The sequence below is a fragment of the Paenibacillus radicis (ex Gao et al. 2016) genome (assembly GCF_014641555.1).
Taxonomy (GTDB): domain Bacteria; phylum Bacillota; class Bacilli; order Paenibacillales; family Paenibacillaceae; genus Pristimantibacillus; species Pristimantibacillus radicis.
Genome location: NZ_BMHY01000012.1, coordinates 1 through 20889, shown reverse-complemented (window position 1 = coordinate 20889; position 20889 = coordinate 1). Strand labels below are relative to the sequence as shown.

The 20889-nt window shown below is 51.0% G+C and carries 20 protein-coding genes and 1 pseudogene; 4 read left to right on the top strand and 17 right to left on the bottom strand.

The features are described 5' to 3' along the window. Position 1: 1 nt before the first annotated feature. Positions 2-865: an ABC transporter permease gene (locus tag IEX98_RS23270; protein WP_374705379.1), complete on the bottom strand. Its 864-nt coding sequence runs from the start codon at positions 863-865 to the stop codon at positions 2-4. 551 nt (positions 866-1416) lie between these two features. Here IEX98_RS23270 and IEX98_RS23265 point away from each other — a divergent pair. After that, complete coding sequence (locus IEX98_RS23265; RefSeq protein WP_188892026.1) at positions 1417-1767, top strand: hypothetical protein; 351 nt, start codon at positions 1417-1419, stop codon at positions 1765-1767. A gap of 190 nt (positions 1768-1957) precedes the next feature. Here IEX98_RS23265 and IEX98_RS23260 read toward each other — a convergent pair whose 3' ends face one another. The 6 genes from IEX98_RS23260 to IEX98_RS23235 all read right to left on the bottom strand — a co-directional run bounded on the left by IEX98_RS23260 (position 1958) and on the right by IEX98_RS23235 (position 8011). Continuing rightward, positions 1958-2473, bottom strand: coding sequence for an adenine phosphoribosyltransferase (locus tag IEX98_RS23260; protein WP_188892159.1), 516 nt, complete (start codon positions 2471-2473; stop codon positions 1958-1960). Positions 2474-2513: 40 nt separating this feature from the next. Further along, positions 2514-4553, bottom strand: a complete 2040-nt coding sequence (gene recJ / locus IEX98_RS23255) for a single-stranded-DNA-specific exonuclease RecJ (RefSeq protein ID WP_188892025.1) — start codon at positions 4551-4553, stop codon at positions 2514-2516. A 39-nt stretch (positions 4554-4592) separates the two neighbouring features. After that, on the bottom strand, positions 4593-5504 hold the full coding sequence (locus IEX98_RS23250; RefSeq protein ID WP_188892024.1) for a cation diffusion facilitator family transporter: 912 nt from the start codon (positions 5502-5504) through the stop codon (positions 4593-4595). Positions 5505-5540: 36 nt separating this feature from the next. Beyond that, the gene (gene secF / locus IEX98_RS23245) at positions 5541-6461 is read right to left on the bottom strand and encodes a protein translocase subunit SecF (RefSeq protein ID WP_188892023.1); all 921 of its coding nucleotides are present in this window, start codon (positions 6459-6461) and stop codon (positions 5541-5543) included. Then, a complete protein-coding gene (secD, locus tag IEX98_RS23240) occupies positions 6451-7683 on the bottom strand; it encodes a protein translocase subunit SecD (protein ID WP_188892022.1) in 1233 nt (410 codons plus the stop codon). Before secD ends, secF begins: the two co-directional genes overlap by 11 nt. Positions 7684-7771: 88 nt before the next feature. Next, a complete protein-coding gene (locus IEX98_RS23235) occupies positions 7772-8011 on the bottom strand; it encodes a post-transcriptional regulator (protein WP_188892021.1) in 240 nt (79 codons plus the stop codon). A gap of 222 nt (positions 8012-8233) precedes the next feature. On the opposite strand from IEX98_RS23235, the gene spoVB reads away from it, so the two are divergent. Further along, positions 8234-9829 (top strand): stage V sporulation protein B, encoded by a 1596-nt coding sequence (spoVB, locus tag IEX98_RS23230; RefSeq protein ID WP_188892020.1) that lies wholly within the window; start codon positions 8234-8236, stop codon positions 9827-9829. Between the two features lie 46 nt (positions 9830-9875). Here the strand turns inward: spoVB and IEX98_RS23225 are convergent, their stop codons facing one another. After that, positions 9876-10565, bottom strand: coding sequence for a DUF421 domain-containing protein (locus tag IEX98_RS23225; protein ID WP_374705378.1), 690 nt, complete (start codon positions 10563-10565; stop codon positions 9876-9878). 250 nt (positions 10566-10815) lie between these two features. Here IEX98_RS23225 and IEX98_RS23220 point away from each other — a divergent pair, with 250 nt between their 5' ends. Together IEX98_RS23220 and IEX98_RS23215 are read left to right on the top strand one after the other, a co-directional pair. Beyond that, positions 10816-11208, top strand: coding sequence for a TIGR04086 family membrane protein (locus IEX98_RS23220; RefSeq protein ID WP_188892018.1), 393 nt, complete (start codon positions 10816-10818; stop codon positions 11206-11208). Between the two features lie 100 nt (positions 11209-11308). Next, positions 11309-12136, top strand: a complete 828-nt coding sequence (locus IEX98_RS23215; RefSeq protein WP_188892017.1) for a phosphatase PAP2 family protein — start codon at positions 11309-11311, stop codon at positions 12134-12136. Between the two features lie 52 nt (positions 12137-12188). On the opposite strand, the gene yajC is transcribed toward IEX98_RS23215, so the two are convergent. From yajC to IEX98_RS23170, 9 genes and pseudogenes are all read right to left on the bottom strand, one after another. Further along, complete coding sequence (gene yajC, locus IEX98_RS23210; protein WP_188892016.1) at positions 12189-12506, bottom strand: preprotein translocase subunit YajC; 318 nt, start codon at positions 12504-12506, stop codon at positions 12189-12191. A gap of 20 nt (positions 12507-12526) precedes the next feature. Beyond that, positions 12527-13660: a tRNA guanosine(34) transglycosylase Tgt gene (gene tgt / locus IEX98_RS23205; protein ID WP_188892015.1), complete on the bottom strand. Its 1134-nt coding sequence runs from the start codon at positions 13658-13660 to the stop codon at positions 12527-12529. Positions 13661-13688: 28 nt separating this feature from the next. After that, complete coding sequence (gene queA / locus IEX98_RS23200; RefSeq protein ID WP_188892014.1) at positions 13689-14735, bottom strand: tRNA preQ1(34) S-adenosylmethionine ribosyltransferase-isomerase QueA; 1047 nt, start codon at positions 14733-14735, stop codon at positions 13689-13691. Between the two features lie 7 nt (positions 14736-14742). After that, the gene (locus tag IEX98_RS23195) at positions 14743-16836 is read right to left on the bottom strand and encodes a SpoIID/LytB domain-containing protein (RefSeq protein WP_188892013.1); all 2094 of its coding nucleotides are present in this window, start codon (positions 16834-16836) and stop codon (positions 14743-14745) included. Positions 16837-16900: 64 nt separating this feature from the next. Continuing rightward, entirely contained in the window at positions 16901-17902 is a 1002-nt protein-coding gene (gene ruvB / locus IEX98_RS23190) for a Holliday junction branch migration DNA helicase RuvB (RefSeq protein ID WP_188892012.1), read from the bottom strand. 19 nt (positions 17903-17921) lie between these two features. Beyond that, positions 17922-18557, bottom strand: a complete 636-nt coding sequence (gene ruvA / locus IEX98_RS23185) for a Holliday junction branch migration protein RuvA (protein ID WP_188892011.1) — start codon at positions 18555-18557, stop codon at positions 17922-17924. Beyond that, a complete protein-coding gene (gene ruvC / locus IEX98_RS23180) occupies positions 18554-19054 on the bottom strand; it encodes a crossover junction endodeoxyribonuclease RuvC (RefSeq protein WP_188892009.1) in 501 nt (166 codons plus the stop codon). The genes ruvA and ruvC overlap by 4 nt, the downstream gene beginning before the upstream one ends. 322 nt (positions 19055-19376) lie before the next feature. After that, complete coding sequence (locus tag IEX98_RS23175) at positions 19377-20024, bottom strand: BofC C-terminal domain-containing protein (protein ID WP_188892007.1); 648 nt, start codon at positions 20022-20024, stop codon at positions 19377-19379. Positions 20025-20161: 137 nt separating this feature from the next. Next, positions 20162-20889 (bottom strand): annotated as a pseudogene (locus tag IEX98_RS23170) (hypothetical protein); the annotation flags it as partial.

Sequence of the window (20889 nt, the reverse complement as noted above, 5' to 3'; positions counted from 1 at the left end):
TCTACCATAAGCTGTTGCCAGTTCTGCGAGCAAGTAAGTTGGCGAAAGTAAGCAAGCCTACGCTAATTATCGCTTTGAACAAGCCAACCGCCGTGGCGTAGGAGAACCGCTGACCGCTTATACCTGTTCGGTATACGTACGTATCAAGCACGTCCGCCACCGGCTTTAACACCGGATTGACGCCGAGGAGCAAGAGATCCTCGAAACCTGCGCTCAGTAGATTGCCGATAGCCAGAATCATAAAGATGATGACGACAGGCATAATCGTTGGAATCGTAATGAGAAAAATCTGTTTGAACCGGCTTGCTCCATCGATGGAGGCCGCTTCGTACATGCTGGGATCAATGCCTGCAATCGCTGCCAGATAGACGATAGATCCAAATCCAATTTCTTTCCAAACCCCTGTGGTGACGATAATCGTCCAGAAGTATTCCGGTATGGACAGAAACCCGATCGGCTCGTCGATCAGTCTGAGCGACTGAAGCAAAATATTCAAACTGCCGTTTTCCGTCGACAATATCGAAATCGCAAAACCCGAGACGATTACCCAGGACAGAAAATGCGGCAAATAGCTGACGGTCTGTACAATTCGTTTGAAATACATGTTTTTCACTTCGTTGAGCATGAGCGCTAGAACGATCGGCGCCGGGAACCCGATGACCAGCTTCAGAAAGCTGATGACGATCGTATTGCGCATGACTTTGTAAAACTCAGGAGCATGGAAAAACATTTCGAAATGTTTGAATCCTGCCCATGGACTGTCTAGGAACCCCTTGAAAATGTTGTAGTCTTGAAATGCCATAAGTACGCCGTACATCGGAAAATAACTAAATACAAGAATCAGCAGAAGCGCCGGGATTACCATTAATTGCAAATCCCATTGTTTAAGTAATCTGCCCAGTTTTGTCTTCTTCTTGAGCGCTTGTTGTCTCTCCGTTATTGCTGCAATCTCTGCCATCTCATTCCCTCCTCACATGTTTTATTGTAAGGGGGGATGTTCGCCGTTTCTATTTGCCAGACCAACGATAAATGATACTTTTCAATGAAATGTTACTATTCATCACATTATTGCATGCTAAAATCACATTTTTGAAAGAAAAGATGAAAATGAATCCGTTTGCAAAAATGAAGCGAAAAAATGAATCCGTTACCATCTAACATGAGTCTTCCGTACATATTAATAAATAACATATATCTAACATCATTTGCGATTTATCGATTGCTTTAATTATCACCCCTTTCATAGGCAACAAAATGAAGCCACTCATTTGAGTGACTTCATGAAATACTTTAGATTTTCGTTTATCAATGACAAATTTCCATTTTAATGTCATAGCAATAAACAAATTGCGTATAATACATCGTTACATACTTTTCCTTAATTAATATTTCAAAATATGAAGGGAGGTGTTTTCTATGAAAAAAATCGTTTTAATTCTATTAATCGCTTGTTTCTCTTTCTCTACTCATGCATTTGCCGCCTACACAGCGACTTCGCATGAATTGACGGTATATCAACCAGCTCAGTATAAATTAAATGCTGCTGTATGGAGTGGTACTAATGATACCGTTGTCCTTTCGCTATATTCCAAATCGCCAAATGGTCAACTTTCCAAAGTATTTTCAACTACCGTGAATATTACTCCAACATCGAGTCCGATAGACATATCGTTAGGATATCTAAGCTCAGGTACTTATATTCTTAAAGGAGATTTCCAAGGATCTAATGGCGGTGTAGAGCCAGCTAGTTTGCATCAAGTTTATTAGCCAATAATATGGATTGAGAGCGACCAAGCAGATGACCTCTATCGTTTTTACATCGCGGGCAACCTGCTTTGCCTGGAATCTCTTTCGCATAAAAGAAGCACCTCAATACCGCCTTTACAGCGGAATTGAGGTGCTTCTTTACTACAATATTGTTCGATACAGTTCCGTTCTTCTGACGAGCAGCTATCTTCTAGTCGTAGTTAATAAGCGAAGCCACTTCGATGCCGTCCAATTTCTCCCGGCCCGTTAAGTAAGTAAGCTCAATCAAGAATGCTGCGCCAACAATCTCTCCGCCCAGCTGGCGAACCAGATTGATGGAGGTGGCAATCGTACCGCCTGTCGCAAGCAAGTCGTCGGCAATGAGCACACGTTGACCCGGCTGGATCGCATCCTTATGCATCGCAAGGCTGTCCTTGCCGTATTCCAGATTATAACCTGCCTCAATCGTCTCGCCTGGCAGCTTGCCGGGCTTGCGAATTGGCACGAAGCCTACGCCAAGCGCTAACGCCAACGGTGCGCCTACTACGAAACCGCGAGCCTCAGGGCCGGCGATAACGTCAATTTGCAGGTGCTCGACGAGCTTGCGCATTTCCTCGATCGCGGCGCGGTATGCAGGGCCATCCTTCAAAAGTGTCGTAATGTCCTTGAAGCGAATGCCCGGCTGCGGATAATCAAGGATTACCCGGATATAATCTTTAAAGTTCAAACTCATTTAACATTCAATCCCTTCTGTTCGTACAAATCCATTATGCCAATTCTTCATACACGACATGCGGTGCAGACTCTGCCTTGCGCTTCTCCGACCGGTAATGCGCAGAGGTGCTTAGATCACGCTTCTGCGGAGAAGGGACGACAGATACATATTCATTATCCATCTCAATAAATGCCAAATCGCGAAATACGAGCAGCATCATCCCTACCGTCTCGGGAGCCCAGCCGCATAACGGCGAGAGACGCTCCGTAAGCCCTGCTAAAGGGACCTGCTTCCACTCCCGCAGCAATTGATACACTTGTCCAAAATGCTGCCGTTCCGGAAATTTCACCGCATTCTCGCCGACATACAAGTCTTGAATGAGCAGCTGCGGCTTGCGCTGGCCGTTCCATTCATTGATCGACAGCTCGCCGATCACATCGATAGGCGTACCATTTTGCAATTGGGCGGATAAGTCCCCCATGCTGAAGCCTACAGCCTCCAGAGCCGCACGGCTTCGTGAGTCACTGCTGCGGAGCGAGAGCTTCAGATGCTTCGATTCTTTGCCCATCGTACGACGCTCCGAAAGCTCTGCTCCTTGAAACAGCAAGCGCGGGGACGGATTTCCCGCACCGAAAGGCTCCAGCTGCGACAGCTGGGTGATCGTTTCCACGCTTGCATCGCGGACATCGCATACGAGGTCCACGGGTGTTTTTGGAATCCAATCCTGCTCCGTCAGCCACTCATCAGCTAGCAAACCAAGACGGCTCTCCAGCTCGGCTAAACGGTCCCGGTGCAGGCTCATGCCAGCAGCCGCCTGATGCCCGCCATAATGGTCCATCAGCTCGTCGCACTCAGTAAGCGCCGCATGCAGGTCATAGCCATCGATGGACCGTGCCGAGCCTTTGCACATGCCGCTCTCGCCGTCTATTCCGAGAATGACGACGGGCTTGTAGTGACGCTCCAGCAGCTTGGAGGCTACAATGCCGATAACACCGACATTCCAGCCTTCGCCGGCCAGCACAATAACGGAGGGAACAGGTCTTCCCTCCGTCTTCGCCGCCACACATTTCTCATCCCATTGCTGCGCAGCTTCCTTCGTAATGCTCTCAACGATGCGCTGGCGATCCTTGTTCAAGACATCAAGAGATGATGCCGCTAGAATGGCATCATCGTAATGGCTTGTCGTCAGAAGCTCCACAGCCCGCTTGGCATGATCGAGTCGCCCCGCCGCATTAATTCTCGGAGCCATACTGAAAGCAACCGTCGTGGAGGTTACCCCCTCAAGCTCGAAGCCTGCGGCTTCCGCAAGCGCGCGAAAACCGATGTTGCCCGTATCACGCAGGCGGTCTAATCCGCAGCGGACGATATAACGGTTCTCGCCGACCAGCGGCATAATATCCGCAATCGTGCCTAAAGCGACGATATCCGTCCACTCCATCGGAATCCGTCCCATCAGCGCTTGCGCCAGCTTGAAAGCGACGCCTACGCCAGCCAAGCCTTTGAACGGATAGGAGCAATCCTCCCGTTTCGGATTGACGACTGCACAGGCATCGGGAATCCGCTCTGGCGGCTCGTGATGGTCAGTTACGACAACGTCGAGACCTAACTGCTTAGCGAATTCGATTTCTTCATAGGCGCTGATGCCGGTATCCACCGTAACGATTAGTTTCACGTCATCGGCAGCCGCCAGCTCAAGTGCCGTACGATTCAAGCCGTAGCCTTCCAAAGCACGGTGAGGAATATAATAATCGAAATGATAGCCAAGCTCCCGGAAGACATGAACGAGCAGAGAGGTGCTTGACACCCCGTCTGCATCGTAGTCTCCGTATATTCGTATTTTCTGGCCTTTGTCTGCCGCTTCCTTGATGCGGGCAACCGCCTCTGCCATCCCTTTCAATAGAAATGGATCATGCAGCTGCTCGTCGCCGCCCCGGAGAAAGGCTTCGGCCTCTTCAACTTTGCCGTAGCCCCTTTGTACGAGCAGCTTAGCAACGAGAGGCGGGACGTCCAGTTTCTCTCCCAGCAGGTCAGCGGCCAATTCATGTTCATTGCTCCAAGGCGCCAAAATCCAGCGTGTCTTTGCTTGTATCACGCCGAGTTCAACCCCTTCCTGACATTCCGTTCGTTACTTCTATTGCAGCAGCGTCGGCGCATGCTCTTGATTCGGATCATGGTTCGATTTGTACGGATAACCCGGATCATAGGGCTCGACATGAATCGTAACATCCGTCAAATGGGTGAACCGAAGCAGCAGCAGCTGTTTGACCCGCTTGGCAATGTCATGCCCTTCCAGCACGGAAATACGCGGATTGACGCTAATAACAACATCAGCTACCACGTAATGGCCATGCTCCTTCGCCTGCAGCGATTCTACCGTTATGACGCCTTCTACCCGTTGGATCAGCTGCATAAGATCATCCGCATCCTCGTGCTGGACGCTGGCAGCGTATTGCTTGCGAGATGCTTCCGCTAGCAACTTGCAGCCGCCCGCCGCTAACATGACCGATATAGCAATCGCCGCCGCCGGTTCAAAGTAATAGAGCGATTTGACGCCTATCGCTTGGCCGACCAAAGCACCGCCCGTACCGATCAAGGCAGTAAGTGAAGCCAGCAAGCCCCATTGCCTCTCCCTGACCGGCAGCAGAAGCTGCTGCACGACAATGCCCGCGACAATGGCAGCCAGTGCGCTCCAATGCGGTGCCTGAAGCGGCTGCTGCCCAGCCATCCAAATATCTTTTCCCGCAGCGATGCCGATTTCCACTCCCGCGATAATGAGAGCAATCGGCAGTATGATCGCAGCGATTCGCGAAGCTGAGCCCTTGCCGTCCTCCGAAGCCTCCCGCTTGCTGCTCCGAAGCCGAATGCCGGTCAGTGCGGCAAATGCCGCAACTGCTTGCCCCGCCGAGCGAAACGCGTCGGCGAGGAGCACTTTGCTGCCCGACAATACGGCGACAATGCCTTTAAACAACGCGAGCGCCGCATTTCCCCACAAGTCCGAGCGACTAGCCGTCTCTGCATCAGCATACCGTTGTTTGATTGACATATAGCCTCCAGCGTGGTATTCCACTTCTTTAAATAGTTAAACAGCCGATTTTGCCGGTTGGGACGTTTTTGGCTTTTGTTTGCCTTTAAGCACCAGCCAAAGCGGAGCCGCGATACAAATGGACGAGTATGCGCCACTTGCCAGACCGATCATTTTCGCCAAAGCAAACAGTTTGATCGATTCGCTGCCGAAAATGAATAAGCAGACTGCAATTATTAATACGGCCAATACCGTATAAAGATTCCGCGCCATCGTCTGCCACAAGCTTTGGTTAACCATTTCCGCAAGCTGCTCATTGTTTTTAAACTTGCCGAAGCGCAAATTTTCCCGAATACGGTCGAAGATAACGATTTTATCGTTGATGGAGTAACCGATCGTCGTCAAAATTGCTGCGATAAATGGCAGATCGACTTCCAGCCGGAAGATCGAGAAGATCGTAACAACGACAAAAGCATCATATAAAATCGCGATGTTTGCCGCAAGCGCAAACCGCCATTCAAATCGGATCATCACATAAAACATGATGAGCAAGCTGGCTACAAGTACAGCAACAATCGTCTTCTTGCCAAGCTCTTGCGCCATGTCCGGCGATACGATATTGACTTCGGATGATACATTTTCGCCATATTTTGCCGTAAATGCACCTTCAATTTCTTTTACTTTGTTTTGCTCCAGCACTTCATCGAAGCGCGCGGATACCCGGTCGCCCTTGTCGCCGCCGACTGTTGGAATGACATCTGTAATACCAACGCTCTCAATTACAGCCTTCGCATCGGCTTGCGTCAATTTTTGACCAACCGAAATATCCATATTCGTGCCGGCTTTGAAATCGACCCCGTAGTTCAGATTGAATACAAGGAGCGACACAATACCAAGCACCGTCAAGATGATCGAGAATGAGAAAAACTTCTTGCGGTGTTTAATAAAGTCGAAATGCACCGTCGTATTAAAGTTCACGGATTTCTGCCTCCTTCACGCCGAAATAGCTAGGTTTCGTAAACAGGTTGCTGCGAATCAGCAGATGGATTAGCAGGCGCGCCAGGAAAATATTCGTTACGATACTGACGAGAATACTGTAAATCATCGTCAGCGCAAAGCCGCGGATTGCCCCGTTGCCAATGTAGTAGAGAACACCGCTGGCAATAATGTTCGTAATGTTCGCATCCATAATGGTACGGAACGAGTTTTTCGAGCCGGCTTTAAGCGACGACAGCAAGCTTTTGCCGCTTCGGATCTCTTCCTTTATTCGCTCATACATAATGATATTGGCGTCAACCGCCATGCCTATACCGAGTACGAATGCGGCTATGCCCGGCAAGGTTAAGGTAGCGTTCAAGAGCTCGAAGACGAGTACAAGAAGCCATGTATACGTTAATACCGTGATGCCGGCAACAACGCCCGGGATCCGGAACAGGATGACGAGAAACAACAGAACGATAGCTGTACCGATAAGGCCTGCGCCAACGGTATCCTGCAGCGATTGTTGTCCAAGCTTGGCTCCGACGCTTTGCGTGTACTTCTCAGTCAGCTTCAGCGACAACGCGCCCAAGTTGATCGTATCTCTCAGGTTATTGGCTTCGTCATGAGTGAAATCACCCGTAATTTGAGCGGAACCCCCGCTAATCGGATAGTTGACCATTGGATTGGAGAGTTGTTCTTCATCCAGATAGATGGCCAGTCTCTTGCCTGTCAGCTCCGTCGTTACCTCTTCGAATTTCTTCGCGCTTTTCAGCTTGATCGTAACGATTGGGTTACCCACTTGGTCATACTCGACTTTAGCCGCGTTTTGCACGAAGTCGTTACCGTTCAGCATAATTTTGCCGTCAGGATCGCGGAACGTCAGATTGACAGGTTTGTTAATAACCTTTCTGACTTCTTCCTCATTGGAGACGCCGGCAAGTCTAACGCGAATGCGGTTGGTGCCCTCAGTCGTTACTTCAGGCTCTGCGATACCAAGCTTGTCCGCCCGGTCTGCCAGACTGCTTGCCGTTTTACGAAGCGATTCGGGAGTAACCTTCTCTCCGCCTTCCAGTGGAGAAGCTTCGTACAAAACTTCAAATCCGCCTTTCAAATCCAGCCCCAGTCGCATATTTTTGACCAATGACGGGCTGCTCCAAGCGATCACGCCAAACATAATGACAACGATCCCAAGGAAGGCTGCTAATCTCTTCCAATTCATACGTTCATAGTCCCCCTTATGATCTCAATATTCCTATTATACTTGCGAGTAAAATGCGAGTCAAAAAAAAGAACCCTTCTGATGAGGATTAGAAATGGGTTCCCCGGTAAGCGTTTAACGTCATGAAATTCATAAATTTAGTCACCTTCAGCGACAAAATGTCATTTACGATTTGATGAAGTTCAGGCTGTCCGGTTTTGTTGTACTTCTCGCTGACGCAAGCCCAGACTTCCCTCGCCGTCACATGCTCGTACCCGATGAGATGAAACTCCTCCGCTTTGCTGCTGCACAGTTGCTCGATCATGCTGTTGAGCTCGTCATCCCTCATGGCGCTTCCTCCTGCTCTTGTACTCGTAATTCAATACCCGCATCGCACGCTACATATTCGCTATGCCATCTTCATATTCCTGCATGGATTTTCGAATTGATAAATTTGGATGATTCATGAATCGGACATGCCGCGCATAAAGATGTACGGGAAGCCTGTCTCCATCGCATCGGCTAGATTTCGGACGGGCGCGAGTCGTAGAAGAAGAGATGAGGGAATTGGATGACGAAACAAAATTTCATTAAAGGGGCCATGATTTTATTAGCTGCCGGCGTCATAAACCGGATTCTCGGATTTGTGCCGCGCATTGCTCTTCCTCGCATTATTGGCGCGGAGGGAGTCGGACTCTATCAATTAAGCTACCCGTTTCTTGCCGTCATGCTGACTGTAATTACCGGCGGGATTCCGCTTGCTGTCGCCAAGTGGATCGCCGAGGCAGAGTCCCGAGGCGATTCTGCGCGCGTAAAACAAATTTTCCGCAATGCAATGGTACTTACCGTGTGCCTTGCGCTGCTAATGACTTCTGCGCTGCTGCTGTTTGCGCCATGGATTACAGCACATTTGCTGCCTGACGCCCGTGTATACCGTACTCTGCTAACGATGACACCACTGCTGCTCATTGTCGGCATTTCTTCGGTCTACCGGGGCTACTTTCAAGGCAAGCAAGATATGGTGCCAACCGCCGTATCTCAGATAACGGAGACGGTCATTCGTATCATCTGCTCGCTGACTTTCGCTTTCCTGCTCCTGCCTAAAGGAGTAGAGTGGGCAGCGGCTGGCGCCATGCTTGGCGTGGTCGTTGGCGAAATCGGCGGCTTGGCCGTCATGCTGATTAAATACGCGAATGAACGCATGAAGGAAAAACGGCAGGGACACGCAAGCAGCAGCAACGAAAACGGAGCTGATGCTGATTCCACTGAGGAAGATGCATCTCTCCCGCGCACTCCGGTTATGCGGCGTTTGCTCAAGCTTTCCATTCCAGTGACGGCAAGCCGTATGGTCGGCTCTTTATCCTATTTGCTGGAGTCGATCTTTACAGCGCGCAGCCTGGCTGCGGCAGGAATTGCCACTGGTAAAGCTACCGCACAATATGGAGCACTGCAAGGCATGATTATCCCTTTACTGCTGCTGCCTACAGCGCTAACTTACTCATTGGCCTCCTCACTCGTCCCATCCCTTTCGGAAGCGGCTGCACGCGGCGACCGGATTACCATTCATAAGCGGATGCATCAATCGATGCGGCTGGCGCTCGTTGCCGGCGCTCCGTTCGTCGTCGTCATGGGATTGTTTGCTGAGCCGCTATGCCGCCTTATGTACAATCACGCAGAAATTGCGCCGATGCTTCAACTGATGGCACCAATCGGCCTCTTTATTTATTTGCAGGCTCCCCTGCAGGCAGCGCTTCAGGCACTAGATAAGCCGGGAACAGCGCTGATGAATACGTTTATCGGTGCGGTTGTGAAACTTGTACTCATCGTACAGCTTGCCTCCAAACCCGAATTCGGCATTTACGGAGCTTTGATTGCCATCAACGTCAATATTGTGCTCGTTACCGGCCTTCATTATATAAGCGTTCTCCGCTTTATCGGTTTCCGGATGAAAATGCTCGATTTCCTCAAAGTTGGCGCGGCAATGGTCGTCATGGGCGCAGCCGCCAGATGGACGATGAACCGTGAGCCGCTTCCGGCAGAATGGAGCAATTTATTGATTGCCTGCGCCGCCAGTGTAATCGTTTATTTACTGCTCATGATATGGATGCGAATCATCGACCGTTATGATATCGCCAGAGTTCCTTTACTCGGACGATGGTTCAAGTAAAAGAAAAAAAGCCGCGCCTGCAGCAGAAGGGATAACTCCCTTCCCGCTACGGTCGCGGCTTTCGGTCGGAATCGATAAACACTCGGCCTTTGTGATCAATCGTACAAAGAAACACTTCTTTGAAATCGTTGACGCCTTGCTCCTGAAGCACGTTTTTTAGCCAAAAACGCGTTTTTTCTAATTGCGTTAAGTTATTATCCTGCACTTTGCCATCCATAATAAGCGGAACAGGCAGCGTCTCAAACCGGTATTTAGGGGGAATATTTGACGATCCGTTTTTGTTATCGTCTATAACGCCCAGCTCGGATTGATGTGCATGCGACATATCGTGATCCTGGTCATCCTTACTTTCCTTTGGAATGACAGACAGCTTGCCTGTCGTCTCCAAAATAGCAAATTCCACATCCGCGAGCCGGCTCATTCCATTCTCGCGCAGCTGCAGCATCAAATCATCCAAGTTGTAGCGCTGCTTCCGCATCACATCGCGGTTGAGCTTACCCTTCGCCATTATAATGCTTGGCTTGCCGTCGATAAGCTGGCGAAACTTGCGATTTTTCAGTCCAATTATCGCCATCCCCACTTGAATGGCAAGCAATACAACCATTGGCATAATGCCCTCCATCATCGGACGGCTCATATCCTCAATTACGATAACCGCAATTTCCGCGATCATGACGGAAATGACAAGGTCAAAAACCGACAGCTTCCCGATCTCCCTTTTCCCCATCGCCCTCATGATCAAAAATACGATGAAGTAAATAATCACGGTTCGGACCAGCAGGCCCCAAAAATCCAATGAAAATCGCCTCCTCGACATGGCTGCACCTGCATCAGATGAGATCCGAGCAGCCAGTACAGCTATTCTGGCCTGGAGGCGACTGCGTCATACGATCAAGCAAGGTACGAAATTATGGCAGGTTTGTACTATTATGACCGGCTTGGCCATATGGATTAGTAATCGATACTATTTGTAGGGAGGGGTAGGATTGAATCCGATCAAGCAAATTGCTAAGCCGCCACAAATCGGCTCTCCAGTGTTGGCTGGCATCCTGTTCGCCATATTATGGCTTGCTGCCGGAGCTCTGCTGTTGTCGCTGCTGCTTCACTTCGGCAATATGAAGGAGAACAGCCTTCCGGCTTTCTCCATGGGCGTGCATGGTCTTTCCTCGCTTGCAGGCGGGTTTGTATCCGGCAGACGCTCAGGAAAAAGAGGCTGGTACTACGGCGGGGTGCTTGGCGTGTTATACGGACTGCTTATTCTAATTATCGGATTTCTTGCAGCGAATGCCGATCTTAGCTGGCACAGCGGCCTGCTGCTTGTCGTAGCCTTCCTGGCAGGAGCGTTCGGCGGGATGATTGGCGTCAATACGAAGAAATAATAAACGGAAGCCATACCAATCTTGGCTAAAAAACCTTGTAAGCGGCATACTAATCCAAGTTCGACACTGGATAAAGTAACCGGCTTAGGAGGTTTTTTTATTGATACTGTTCCAAACGATGGGATCGGTCGCCGTTTATACGGCGCTTGCTGCTTTTATGCTCATTTGGCTTGGCGCCGGATTAAACCCCTTCGCGGCATCAGCCAAATTCATTCGCAGCCTGATCATTTCCAAGCGCTACGCCTTTCATTTCTTCGCTCTAATTATCATCTTGCTCTGCAATAAGATGGAGCTGCGAATCGAGAGCCAACTCATTACACAATATAATTTCACTGCACTCTTTCATGCTTTGGAAGGCAATATCGTCCATTCCATTCAACAGCTATTCCACCATAAATGGCTGACTCCATTTCTCTCTTTCATGTACATCGTTGTCTTTCAGGCACTTATGCTGTCTTCGCTGGCGGTCTACACGATACAGGAAAGAGGCCGTAACAGCCACCGTCTCTATTACGCAACCTGTTATGCCATTATGCTCAATTACTTCGTCGCCATCCCGTTCTTCTTATTCTTCCCTGTACAGGAAGTATGGTCCTATCAAGACAGCGGAGCTACCTTCTTCCTGCTTGAAGCGTTCCCGTCCTTCGAAAGCCAATACCGGCTGCTTTCGGGTTTGGACAATTGCTTTCCCAGTCTGCACACTTCGATGTCCGTTACGCTCGCCATTCTGGCATGCAGCTCTGCCAATCGCAGATGGGCGGCCATCGTATGCAGCTGCTCAGCGGTTATCCTCTTCTCGATCTTCTACCTCGGGATCCATTGGATTACCGATATGCTAGGAGGATTAACGCTAGGCGTATTTGCCAGCACCGCAGGTCTCAAGCTCAGCGAATGGTCGGCCTATGCAAAAAGAAAGCCTGTCATCTGAAGAAATGCTTCAGATGACAGGCTTTCGGCGGCAGTGCTGCTGCCAGAAAAGATTACTCTGCGGAAGCGGCAGGTGCGCTTGTAATAACCGTGTTGATGGCGCTGCGCTCGAACGTTAGCTTCGTCGTATCATTGACGCGAAGTACGACTGTGTCGTCTGTCAATTCAACGATCGTGCCGTGAAGGCCGCCGATAGTCGAGATTTTATCGCCTTTTTTAAGCTGGCTCAGCAAGGAGCTGCGCTGCTTTTGCTTCTTTTGCTGCGGACGAATAAGCAAGAAATAAAATACCGCGAACATCAGGATGAACGGCCAGATCATGTTAAAAATGCCACCGCCGCCTTCTGCTGCTGCTGCTAGATAAGTAGACATCGTATTGTTTTCCCCCCTTTCTAAAACCCTTTGTCGTTATCGTGCAGGCCGTACGAGGTGAAGAAAGAGTCTCGGAAATCAAGCAGCCGATCCTCCATAATCGCCTGACGAACATTCCGCATCAGTTCAAGCAAGAAATGCAAATTGTGATACGTCGTCAAACGGATACCGAAAGTTTCATCCGCTTTCAACAGATGACGAATATAAGCTCTCGAATAGTTCTGGCAAGTATAGCAGGAGCACTCAGGATCAAGCGGTCCAAAATCATCTGTAAATTTGGCATTGCGGATAACGAGACGGCCTTGGCTTGTCATCGTTGTCCCGTTGCGGGCAATACGCGTCGGCAATACGCAGTCGAACATATCAATGCCACGGATAGAGCCCTCAATCAGCGCATCGGGCGAACCGACACCCATCAGGTAACGAGGCTTGTTAGCCGGCAAAATAGGTACAGTATGATCAAGCACGTCATACATCAAATGCTTAGGCTCGCCTACGCTCAGTCCACCAATAGCATACCCCGGGAAATCCATGGAAGTCAAATCCGTTGCGCTCTGAATACGCAAATCTTTGTGCATGCCGCCTTGCACGATAGCAAAAAGCGCTTGATCATGTGGTCTTGCGTGCGAATTCAGGCATCTTTCTGCCCAACGCGTCGTACGCTCCAGCGATTTCTTCACGTAATCGTATTCCGCCGGATAAGGCGGACATTCATCAAAGGCCATCATAATATCGGAGCCAAGGGCATTTTGAATTTCCATCGCCTTCTCCGGCGACAAGAACAGCTTGTCTCCATTGAGGTGGGAACGGAAATGAACGCCTTCTTCTGTAATTTTACGCATTTCACTCAAGCTGAACACTTGAAAACCGCCGCTGTCTGTCAAAATCGGACGGTCCCAATTCATAAATTTATGAAGTCCGCCCGCGCGCTTCACGATGTCATGTCCCGGACGCAAAAACAGATGATACGTATTGCTCAAAATAATTTGCGCGTCCATCGATTTCAATTCTTCCGGGCTCATCGTTTTAACGGTAGCCTGCGTGCCGACCGGCATAAACGTCGGCGTCTCGATGACGCCGTGGGGGGTGTGAACCCGTCCCAGACGCGCTCCCGACTGCTTGCACTCTTTAATCAATTCATATTTTACAGCCACTGTTTCACTCGTCCTGTCTGTTTAAATTCTAATAGATAATCATTGCATCGCCGAAGCTGAAAAACCGGTACTGCTCCTCGACTGCTTCCTTATATGCATTCATGATGGAATCTCGGCCCGCAAGGGCGCTAACGAGCATCACGAGCGTAGATTTCGGCAAATGGAAATTGGTAATGAGCGAATCGACCAGCTTAAACGTATAGCCAGGGAAAATAAAAATGTCGGTCCAGCCGCTGCATGCCTGAATCGGCCCGCCTTCGAACCTTCCCGCTACCGTCTCCAGCGTACGCGCTGAAGTCGTCCCTACTGCAATTACTTTATGGCCGCTTGCTTTAGCCTCGTTAATAATACGTGCGTTTTCCGAATTCAGTTCATAAAATTCCGAATGCATCTCATGCTCTTCGACTTTGTCCACTGACATCGGCCGGAACGTGCCTAACCCGACATGAAGCGTTACGAATGCAAGCTTAACGCCTTTATCCTTCAATTGCTGCAAGAAAGGCTCGGTAAAATGCAGACCAGCAGTCGGAGCCGCCGCGGAACCTTCATGCTTCGCGTAAACCGTCTGGTACCGCTCCCGCTCTTCCAGCCGTTCCTTAATATACGGCGGAAGCGGCATTTCGCCAAGGCGATCGAGCAGCTCTTGGAAAATGCCGTCGTAATGGAAACGGATCGTACGCCCGCCCATTTCTCCCTCGCTTTCGGCAACGGCACGAAGCAAAGGAGCTCCGTTGCCGTCATCGCCGAACCATACTTCCGATCCGGTTTTGAGCCGTTTCGCAGGCTTAGCCAGCGCTTCCCATCTGTCGCCTTCCAATTGGCGGAGCAGCAGCAGTTCTACCTTGCCGCCTGTTTCCGGCTTCATGCCCATCAATCTTGCCGGGATCACTCTCGTATCATTCAATACGAGAACGTCCCCTTCGTTCATATAATCAGCCACGTCGGTGAAGCGGCGATGCGCCAGCTCTCCCGAATGCCGGTCCAACGCCAGCAGTCTGGAATCTGTCCGGGTCGCAAGCGGCGTCTGCGCAATCAAATGCTCAGGCAGCTCGAAATCAAATAAATCTACATTCATGATTCAATCATTCCTTAGCGATGGTTACATCTTTATAGTAGTATTGCAAAATATAGGAATAGTCATACCCTTGCTGAGCGAGACCCAGCGCCCCGTACTGGGACAAGCCGGCGCCATGGCCGTTGCCCGTACCGATAAAGCGGTAGGCTGCATCCTTGGTCGTCGCCCGGACTTTGCCCTCTCCGTTCATGACGAATGTATTGCCGTCGGCCTGCTTGACGTTCCCGTCCGCACCTATGATATAGACGGGTTGGGAAGCGTTCGTTTTCGTACGTTTTTCTCCGCCTGCGCCAAGCATCGCAACTTTTCCGGTTTCGTCAATCTGGAACAAGGTGCTCGGCAAACCGCCCAGCGCCGAACGCAAGCCGTCCGGATATTTGATCGGCAGCACTGTGCCGTTCACTTTCATTTCCGTTACGCGTCCAGAGAGGCCTTGCTTGCTAACTTCAAGCGAATAGATCGGACCGCCTACGGCTGAACTCGTCTTCCCCTTCATAGAGTCTACCAGCTGTTGAGAAGTAAACGGCCCCCTGATCCAGGACATTTCGTTGTTCTGCACAACACGCTCCAGCACGGTTACTTCGTCGCCGGCATTCAGTTGACCGACGAGCGGCACCGCATCTTGAACGATTGGAAGCACACGCACTTTCGTGCCTGCTGCGTTGACCTTCATTAGTTTGACACCCGCTGCATTCGTCGCCCCCGTTCCATCCAGCAAATCTTCCCGGATATAGCCCGTCAAGCCGCTGGATAGTACGACGCGATACCAGCCGTAGAGCGACTTCTCCGACGCAGCGTCAGCAGGACTTGGGACAGTTTGCAAGTAAGCGACGGAGTTGCCCCAAATTTCTTTGGCGTCGGCGGACTGGCCGCCTGCGTTGGAAGAGAACAAAGCTTCAATCAGCTTGCCATTATACAGGATCACTTCTCCCGCTGTCGCATCAACGGCTTGTATCGTTGCCGCTTTCTCTGTGCCCGTGCCGCTGTAAACCTGGCTGTTGACCGAATCGACCACATGAGCGATCTGGAAACCAAAGCCTTGGTACAGCGCATAAGTGCGGGCAGCGACCGCTTGCGATTTCAGCGCTTCAAGCGGCCAGGAAGCGACCATCTCAGCGCCAACTACCGAATACAAATAGTGCTCGAATGGCAATTCGTTAACAACGGCCAGCTTGCCGTTGAATTCACTCAATTCGAACTCACCTCTATACGTCCGGCTGAATCTTTCCGTCAGCTTTATTGGATCAGAAGAGCCGGGAGACACCCATACCTTCGAAGTTCCGGACGGGAAGGCAAATTGCGTTGCCGGATTGGCAGCTTTGCCGCTTAATGTATGATCGTTGCGGAGCAGCAAGTAAGAGCCTGCTGCAGCTTGCTTCAGGCTGCTTCCTGCCGCCCCTGCCTTCTTCTTGATCAGCTCCAGCCCCGCTGCGGAAGTGGCTGCACCTACCATAACGGTATAGCTGCCTGTGCCGCGCAGTGCGACGAAAGCATCGACGCCTGCCGCTCCGAAGGTTTGCGCAGCTTTATCCGCCGCGCTCTTAGACGTATACGTGCCGCTTTCCAAATGAAGCGGACCTTGTACAGACGCTGTAATACCGCCGGAGGAGCTGTTCAGCTCGCCATCCGCGCTCCATTTTTTCAATGCCGTCTGGCTTTCTGCTAATGTATTGTAGCTGCCTTCCGCAACCTGATAGACCGTTTTTCCGCCTTTAGACAAGGAAGTAATAAAGCCGGTACCGGAAGCTGCTTGCAGCCGTTTATACGCTTTAAGAGCCGTATCGAAGCTTTCGGTCTCTGATACAAGCACCTTATAATTATCAATAATGAACCGGGCTTGCGCGCCAGCATCGAGGCTTAACCATTGCTGCATACCCGAAGGCTGGCGCATGCCGACAGACAACCCGCCTGTCGAAGATAGCGTAGCGACGGGGGTATTTACTTGATATTTCCCCGGCAATTGCAGAAAAATAGCGACTCGTATCGAATCCAGCTGCGGCACCGCACCTTGTGATGGCTTGACCGTCCATAGCGAAACGAGCAATAGTCCAATCATCGTCAATATCGTCAAGCGGCGGTACGACAGAAGTGTCGTTCTCATCCGTTTACATTCCCCTCTCTTGAGACGGCTCGCCGAATGCGGCCGCCTGGTCGTCATTTGGTTTTTACCGTTCAGGAACCGGAAGTCCCAGATGCTTATAGGCTTGATCGGTCGCGACCCGCCCGCGAGGCGTACGCTGCAGGAAGCCAATCTGCATCAAGTATGGCTCATATACATCTTCAATCGTCTGGCTTTCTTCTCCGATGGAGGCAGCAATCGTGTCCAGACCAACCGGACGTCCTGCAAAAGTCGTCATCATCGCCAGCAGCATTTTATGATCGATGCTGTCGAGTCCCATCGGATCGACCTGCTGGAGCTCAAGCGCTGCTATAGCAATTTCATGCGTAATAATGCCGTCTCCCCGTACCTGTGCAAAATCCCGGACCCGCTTGAGCAATCGGTTCGCGATCCGCGGCGTTCCTCTGGCGCGCATCGCAATTTCCATCGACGCTTCGCCGATAATGGAAATATCGAATATTTCTGCGGAACGGCTTACGATATAAGCAAGCTCGTCCACCGTATAAAACTCTAATCGGCTAATGACGCCGAAACGGTCACGCAGCGGCGCTGACAGCAGTCCGGCTCTGGTCGTCGCTCCGATTAATGTAAACGGCGGAAGATCAAGCCGTACAGAACGGGCGCTTGGCCCCTTGCCGATCATAATGTCGAGAGCATAGTCTTCCATTGCCGGGTATAAGACTTCTTCAACCGTACGGTGCAGCCGGTGAATCTCGTCAATGAAGAGCACATCGCCCTCCTGCAGGTTCGTCAGCAGCGCGGCCAAGTCGCCCGGCCGCTCAATTGCCGGCCCCGACGTCGTCCGCAAGTTAACGCCAAGCTCATTGGCGATAATGTTGGAGAGCGTCGTTTTGCCCAGCCCGGGAGGGCCATACAACAGAACATGATCCAGCGCTTCTTTACGAAGCTTTGCTGCATCGATATATATTTTCAAATTTTCTTTCGCTTTGGACTGCCCGATGTATTCCGCTAAATATCGGGGGCGCAGGCTTAATTCTATCGCCTGTTCGTCCATCATCAGGTTGGCGGATATGATTCTATCATCCAATTGCGGTCATCTCCTTCCGTTACCCTTTGAACAGCTGCTGCAAGGCCCGCTTCATTAAGGAATCAACCGTTTCCTCTGCCGTAACGGACGATTGCAGGCCATGCCATGCGCGATCCAATTCAGCGTCCGTATAACCGAGCGACCCCAGCGCTTCTCGCGCTTCCTCCCAAGCAGTGCCCGCTCCTTGAGCATCTCCGCCCGCTTTCGCACCGATTGGCGAAAGACCGGCGACGGCAAGCAAGCCTTCGTCGGAAATAAAGCCTGACAGCTTGTCCTTTAAATCCAGAACCATCCGTTGTGCAGTCTTCTTCCCGATGCCGGGCAGCTTCGTCAGAAAAGCGAGATTCTCTTGATGAATGGCGGCAACGACCGCATCCGGGCGTCCTCCGGCCAGTATGCCAAGCGCCACGCGCGGGCCGATGCCGGATACCTCCAGCAGCTTGCGGAACAGCGATTGTTCTTCTCTCGTTTCGAAGCCATACAGCAAAATGGCATCTTCACGTACATGATGATGAATATAGACCGTGATGGCTTCTTCCTTTGCTGCAAAAGCATACGGATTAGGAGTAAACACCCGATAGCCGACACCTTGTACATCCAATACGATATATTCCGTCTCCAAATGGGCAACCAGCCCGCGTAAAAAATCGATCATCGACGCACCTCATTTATTTTTTGCACCATTACGGCGGAATGGGCGTGGCATATCGCGACCGCAAGCGCATCGGCAACATCATCAGGTTTCGGGATAGCCGAAAGCTTTAGAAACATTTTCACCATCTCCTGCACTTGTCGCTTCTCTGCTTTACCATAGCCAACGACAGCCTGCTTCACTTGAAGCGGCGTATATTCAGAAACCGGAAGACCCCGTTGAGCCGCTGCCAAAATAATGACGCCTCTCGCTTGCCCAACATCAAAAGCCGTCGTTACGTTGCGGTTGAAAAACAATTTCTCAATCGCTACGGCGTCCGGCTTGTACTTGTCGATCAAGGCAACAGCCGAGTCATATACTTGCAGCAGCCTCTCCTGCGAGGGCGTGCCCGCTGCCGTCTGAATGCAGCCGTATTGAACCGGGGTAAGCTTGTGGCCGACTTTATCGATAAAACCAAAACCCGCAATGGCAATGCCGGGATCGATCCCTAATACTCGCAAATGCCCAACTCCTTCAATGATGCGAGGCTTCAGCCCTTCGCAAACTTATGTAAGCAATAATTAATCGCATTATGACTTCGCAACCTCCATTATAGCAAAAATTGCACCCCATGAGAACACGCGTTTGACGATTCCGGCGGGATGACTTTTTTCAGTCTTGCTGTCCGCTGCGATGCTACGCTATACCATTCGGGCAGATCGCTAGATACAATGTCATTCCGTATACTGTGAGACTTATAAGCGCAAAAAAAACGCGAACCCCTAATCGGGGCCGCGGTGTGCTGGACATCATCTATTTGTACCTTGCTGCTGCCGTGAATGATTAATACGTAGTCGGTGTCAGCGCTTTTTCTTCGGCTTGCAGGGCAAAGTCGCTGAATGTGGACAATACGCTGTTATATTCGTCGATATCGGATACTTTGATTCCTTGGGCAAGCTCGTCCACTTTTTCATGGGGCAAACTGCTCTCCATGTACTGAACGTCTAGCTGAAAAAACGTGCGCAGCACCTTTTCCTTGCTTGGCTCACCCTCGAATAAAGAAAAGTAGCCTTTCTTATCTAATCCGAAATAAGCATGCGACCTGCACTCCTCGGACAAATCCTCGACCTGCTCTTCCAGCAAAACGGTCTGACCATCGCGGTCCATTACTGCCGTCCATTCCGGATGCGCTCGGAGAAGCTTAACGATTTGCTGCGAAGCAAGCTGTCCGAGCGGGCGGGTCTCATCCCCGCAGATATACACTCGTCTGAGCTTAACCGCAAGCGCCCCTTCCTGTCCCTCCAGCGCTTCGATGATGCTTGCAGGCTTCGCTTCCTCAGGTTCGACGGACGCTGCAACGGCTGTAGACGGGCTCCCTGCTGCCAACAATGCGGCTGTAAGCCATATCGTGAAGGAGCCTAATATCCATAGCGAGCGGCGGCGACGGCGAAGACGTTTTCTGACCTGCTTCCATATGCTGAACTCCATCATGATAAAGGCCCCTTTGCTTCATTTTGACAATAGTGTTTCCTTAGCTTCCATATCTATGCATGAAGGTTGAATATTGTCGAAAACACATGAAAATGCCCCTCCGTTTTCGTCATACGGAGGGGCTTTTATTTGCAAAATTAGCGGTTAATCCATGGTTTGCTGCCCGTTTTATGCGATCTGGAGCGAGCCGCTACTGTACGAATGACGGCTTTTTTGGGCGCCGATTTTTTAGGTGCCGATTTTGGCGCTGATGTTTTCCCGGCTTTCACCGTCTCGGCAACCGCAACCGGCTGCTCGATTTCATCTTCGCGTTTCCCGCTGCAGCCGCAAGGCTTTTCAGATACGCCTGCAACTCCGCCTGGCCATCCCCCTACAGGCGGGAATGGAGGGAACGGCGGGAAGCCCCACACTGGATAACCATAGCCGCCGTATGGACCTGTGGCAGCAGGAGAAACCGCCCCCGGCCCATAGCCATAGCTTACTTCAGGGCCAATGTTCGACGGGCCGATGTTCGATGGGCCGATGTTCGACGGACCGATGTTCGACGGACCGATGTTCGACGGACCGATGTTCGACGGGCCGATGTTCGATGGGCCAATGTTCGACGGGCCAATGTTACTGCCGGCAACACTTTCAATCGATTCATTGGAAGCTGGCGATACCGCTGTTGGTCCCCAACCGCCGTAGCCATAGCCTCCTGTCGATTCTGGCGATACATTTGATCCCCAGCCGCCGTAGCCATATCCGCCTGTCGATTCCGGCGATACATTTGATCCCCAGCCGCCGTAACCGTATCCGCCTGTCGATTCTGGCGATACTGCATTTGGTCCCCAGCCGCCGTAACCATATCCGCCTGTCGATTCTG

What these genes read in the sequence shown, in the direction of transcription:
- IEX98_RS23175 (WP_188892007.1), bottom strand. Translation starts at nt 20,024, where the DNA reads ATGATGGAGTTCAGCATATGGAAGCAGGTCAGAAAACGTCTTCGCCGT.
- IEX98_RS23270 (WP_374705379.1), bottom strand. Translation starts at nt 865, where the DNA reads ATGGTAATCCCGGCGCTTCTGCTGATTCTTGTATTTAGTTATTTTCCG.
- IEX98_RS23195 (WP_188892013.1), bottom strand. Translation starts at nt 16,836, where the DNA reads ATGAGAACGACACTTCTGTCGTACCGCCGCTTGACGATATTGACGATG.
- yajC (WP_188892016.1), bottom strand. Translation starts at nt 12,506, where the DNA reads ATGTCTACTTATCTAGCAGCAGCAGCAGAAGGCGGCGGTGGCATTTTT.
- IEX98_RS23265 (WP_188892026.1), top strand. Translation starts at nt 1,417, where the DNA reads ATGAAAAAAATCGTTTTAATTCTATTAATCGCTTGTTTCTCTTTCTCT.
- secD (WP_188892022.1), bottom strand. Translation starts at nt 7,683, where the DNA reads ATGAATTGGAAGAGATTAGCAGCCTTCCTTGGGATCGTTGTCATTATG.
- IEX98_RS23225 (WP_374705378.1), bottom strand. Translation starts at nt 10,565, where the DNA reads ATGAGGGCGATGGGGAAAAGGGAGATCGGGAAGCTGTCGGTTTTTGAC.
- spoVB (WP_188892020.1), top strand. Translation starts at nt 8,234, where the DNA reads ATGACGAAACAAAATTTCATTAAAGGGGCCATGATTTTATTAGCTGCC.
- ruvA (WP_188892011.1), bottom strand. Translation starts at nt 18,557, where the DNA reads ATGATCGATTTTTTACGCGGGCTGGTTGCCCATTTGGAGACGGAATAT.
- IEX98_RS23235 (WP_188892021.1), bottom strand. Translation starts at nt 8,011, where the DNA reads ATGAGGGATGACGAGCTCAACAGCATGATCGAGCAACTGTGCAGCAGC.
- IEX98_RS23250 (WP_188892024.1), bottom strand. Translation starts at nt 5,504, where the DNA reads ATGTCAATCAAACAACGGTATGCTGATGCAGAGACGGCTAGTCGCTCG.
- queA (WP_188892014.1), bottom strand. Translation starts at nt 14,735, where the DNA reads ATGAATGTAGATTTATTTGATTTCGAGCTGCCTGAGCATTTGATTGCG.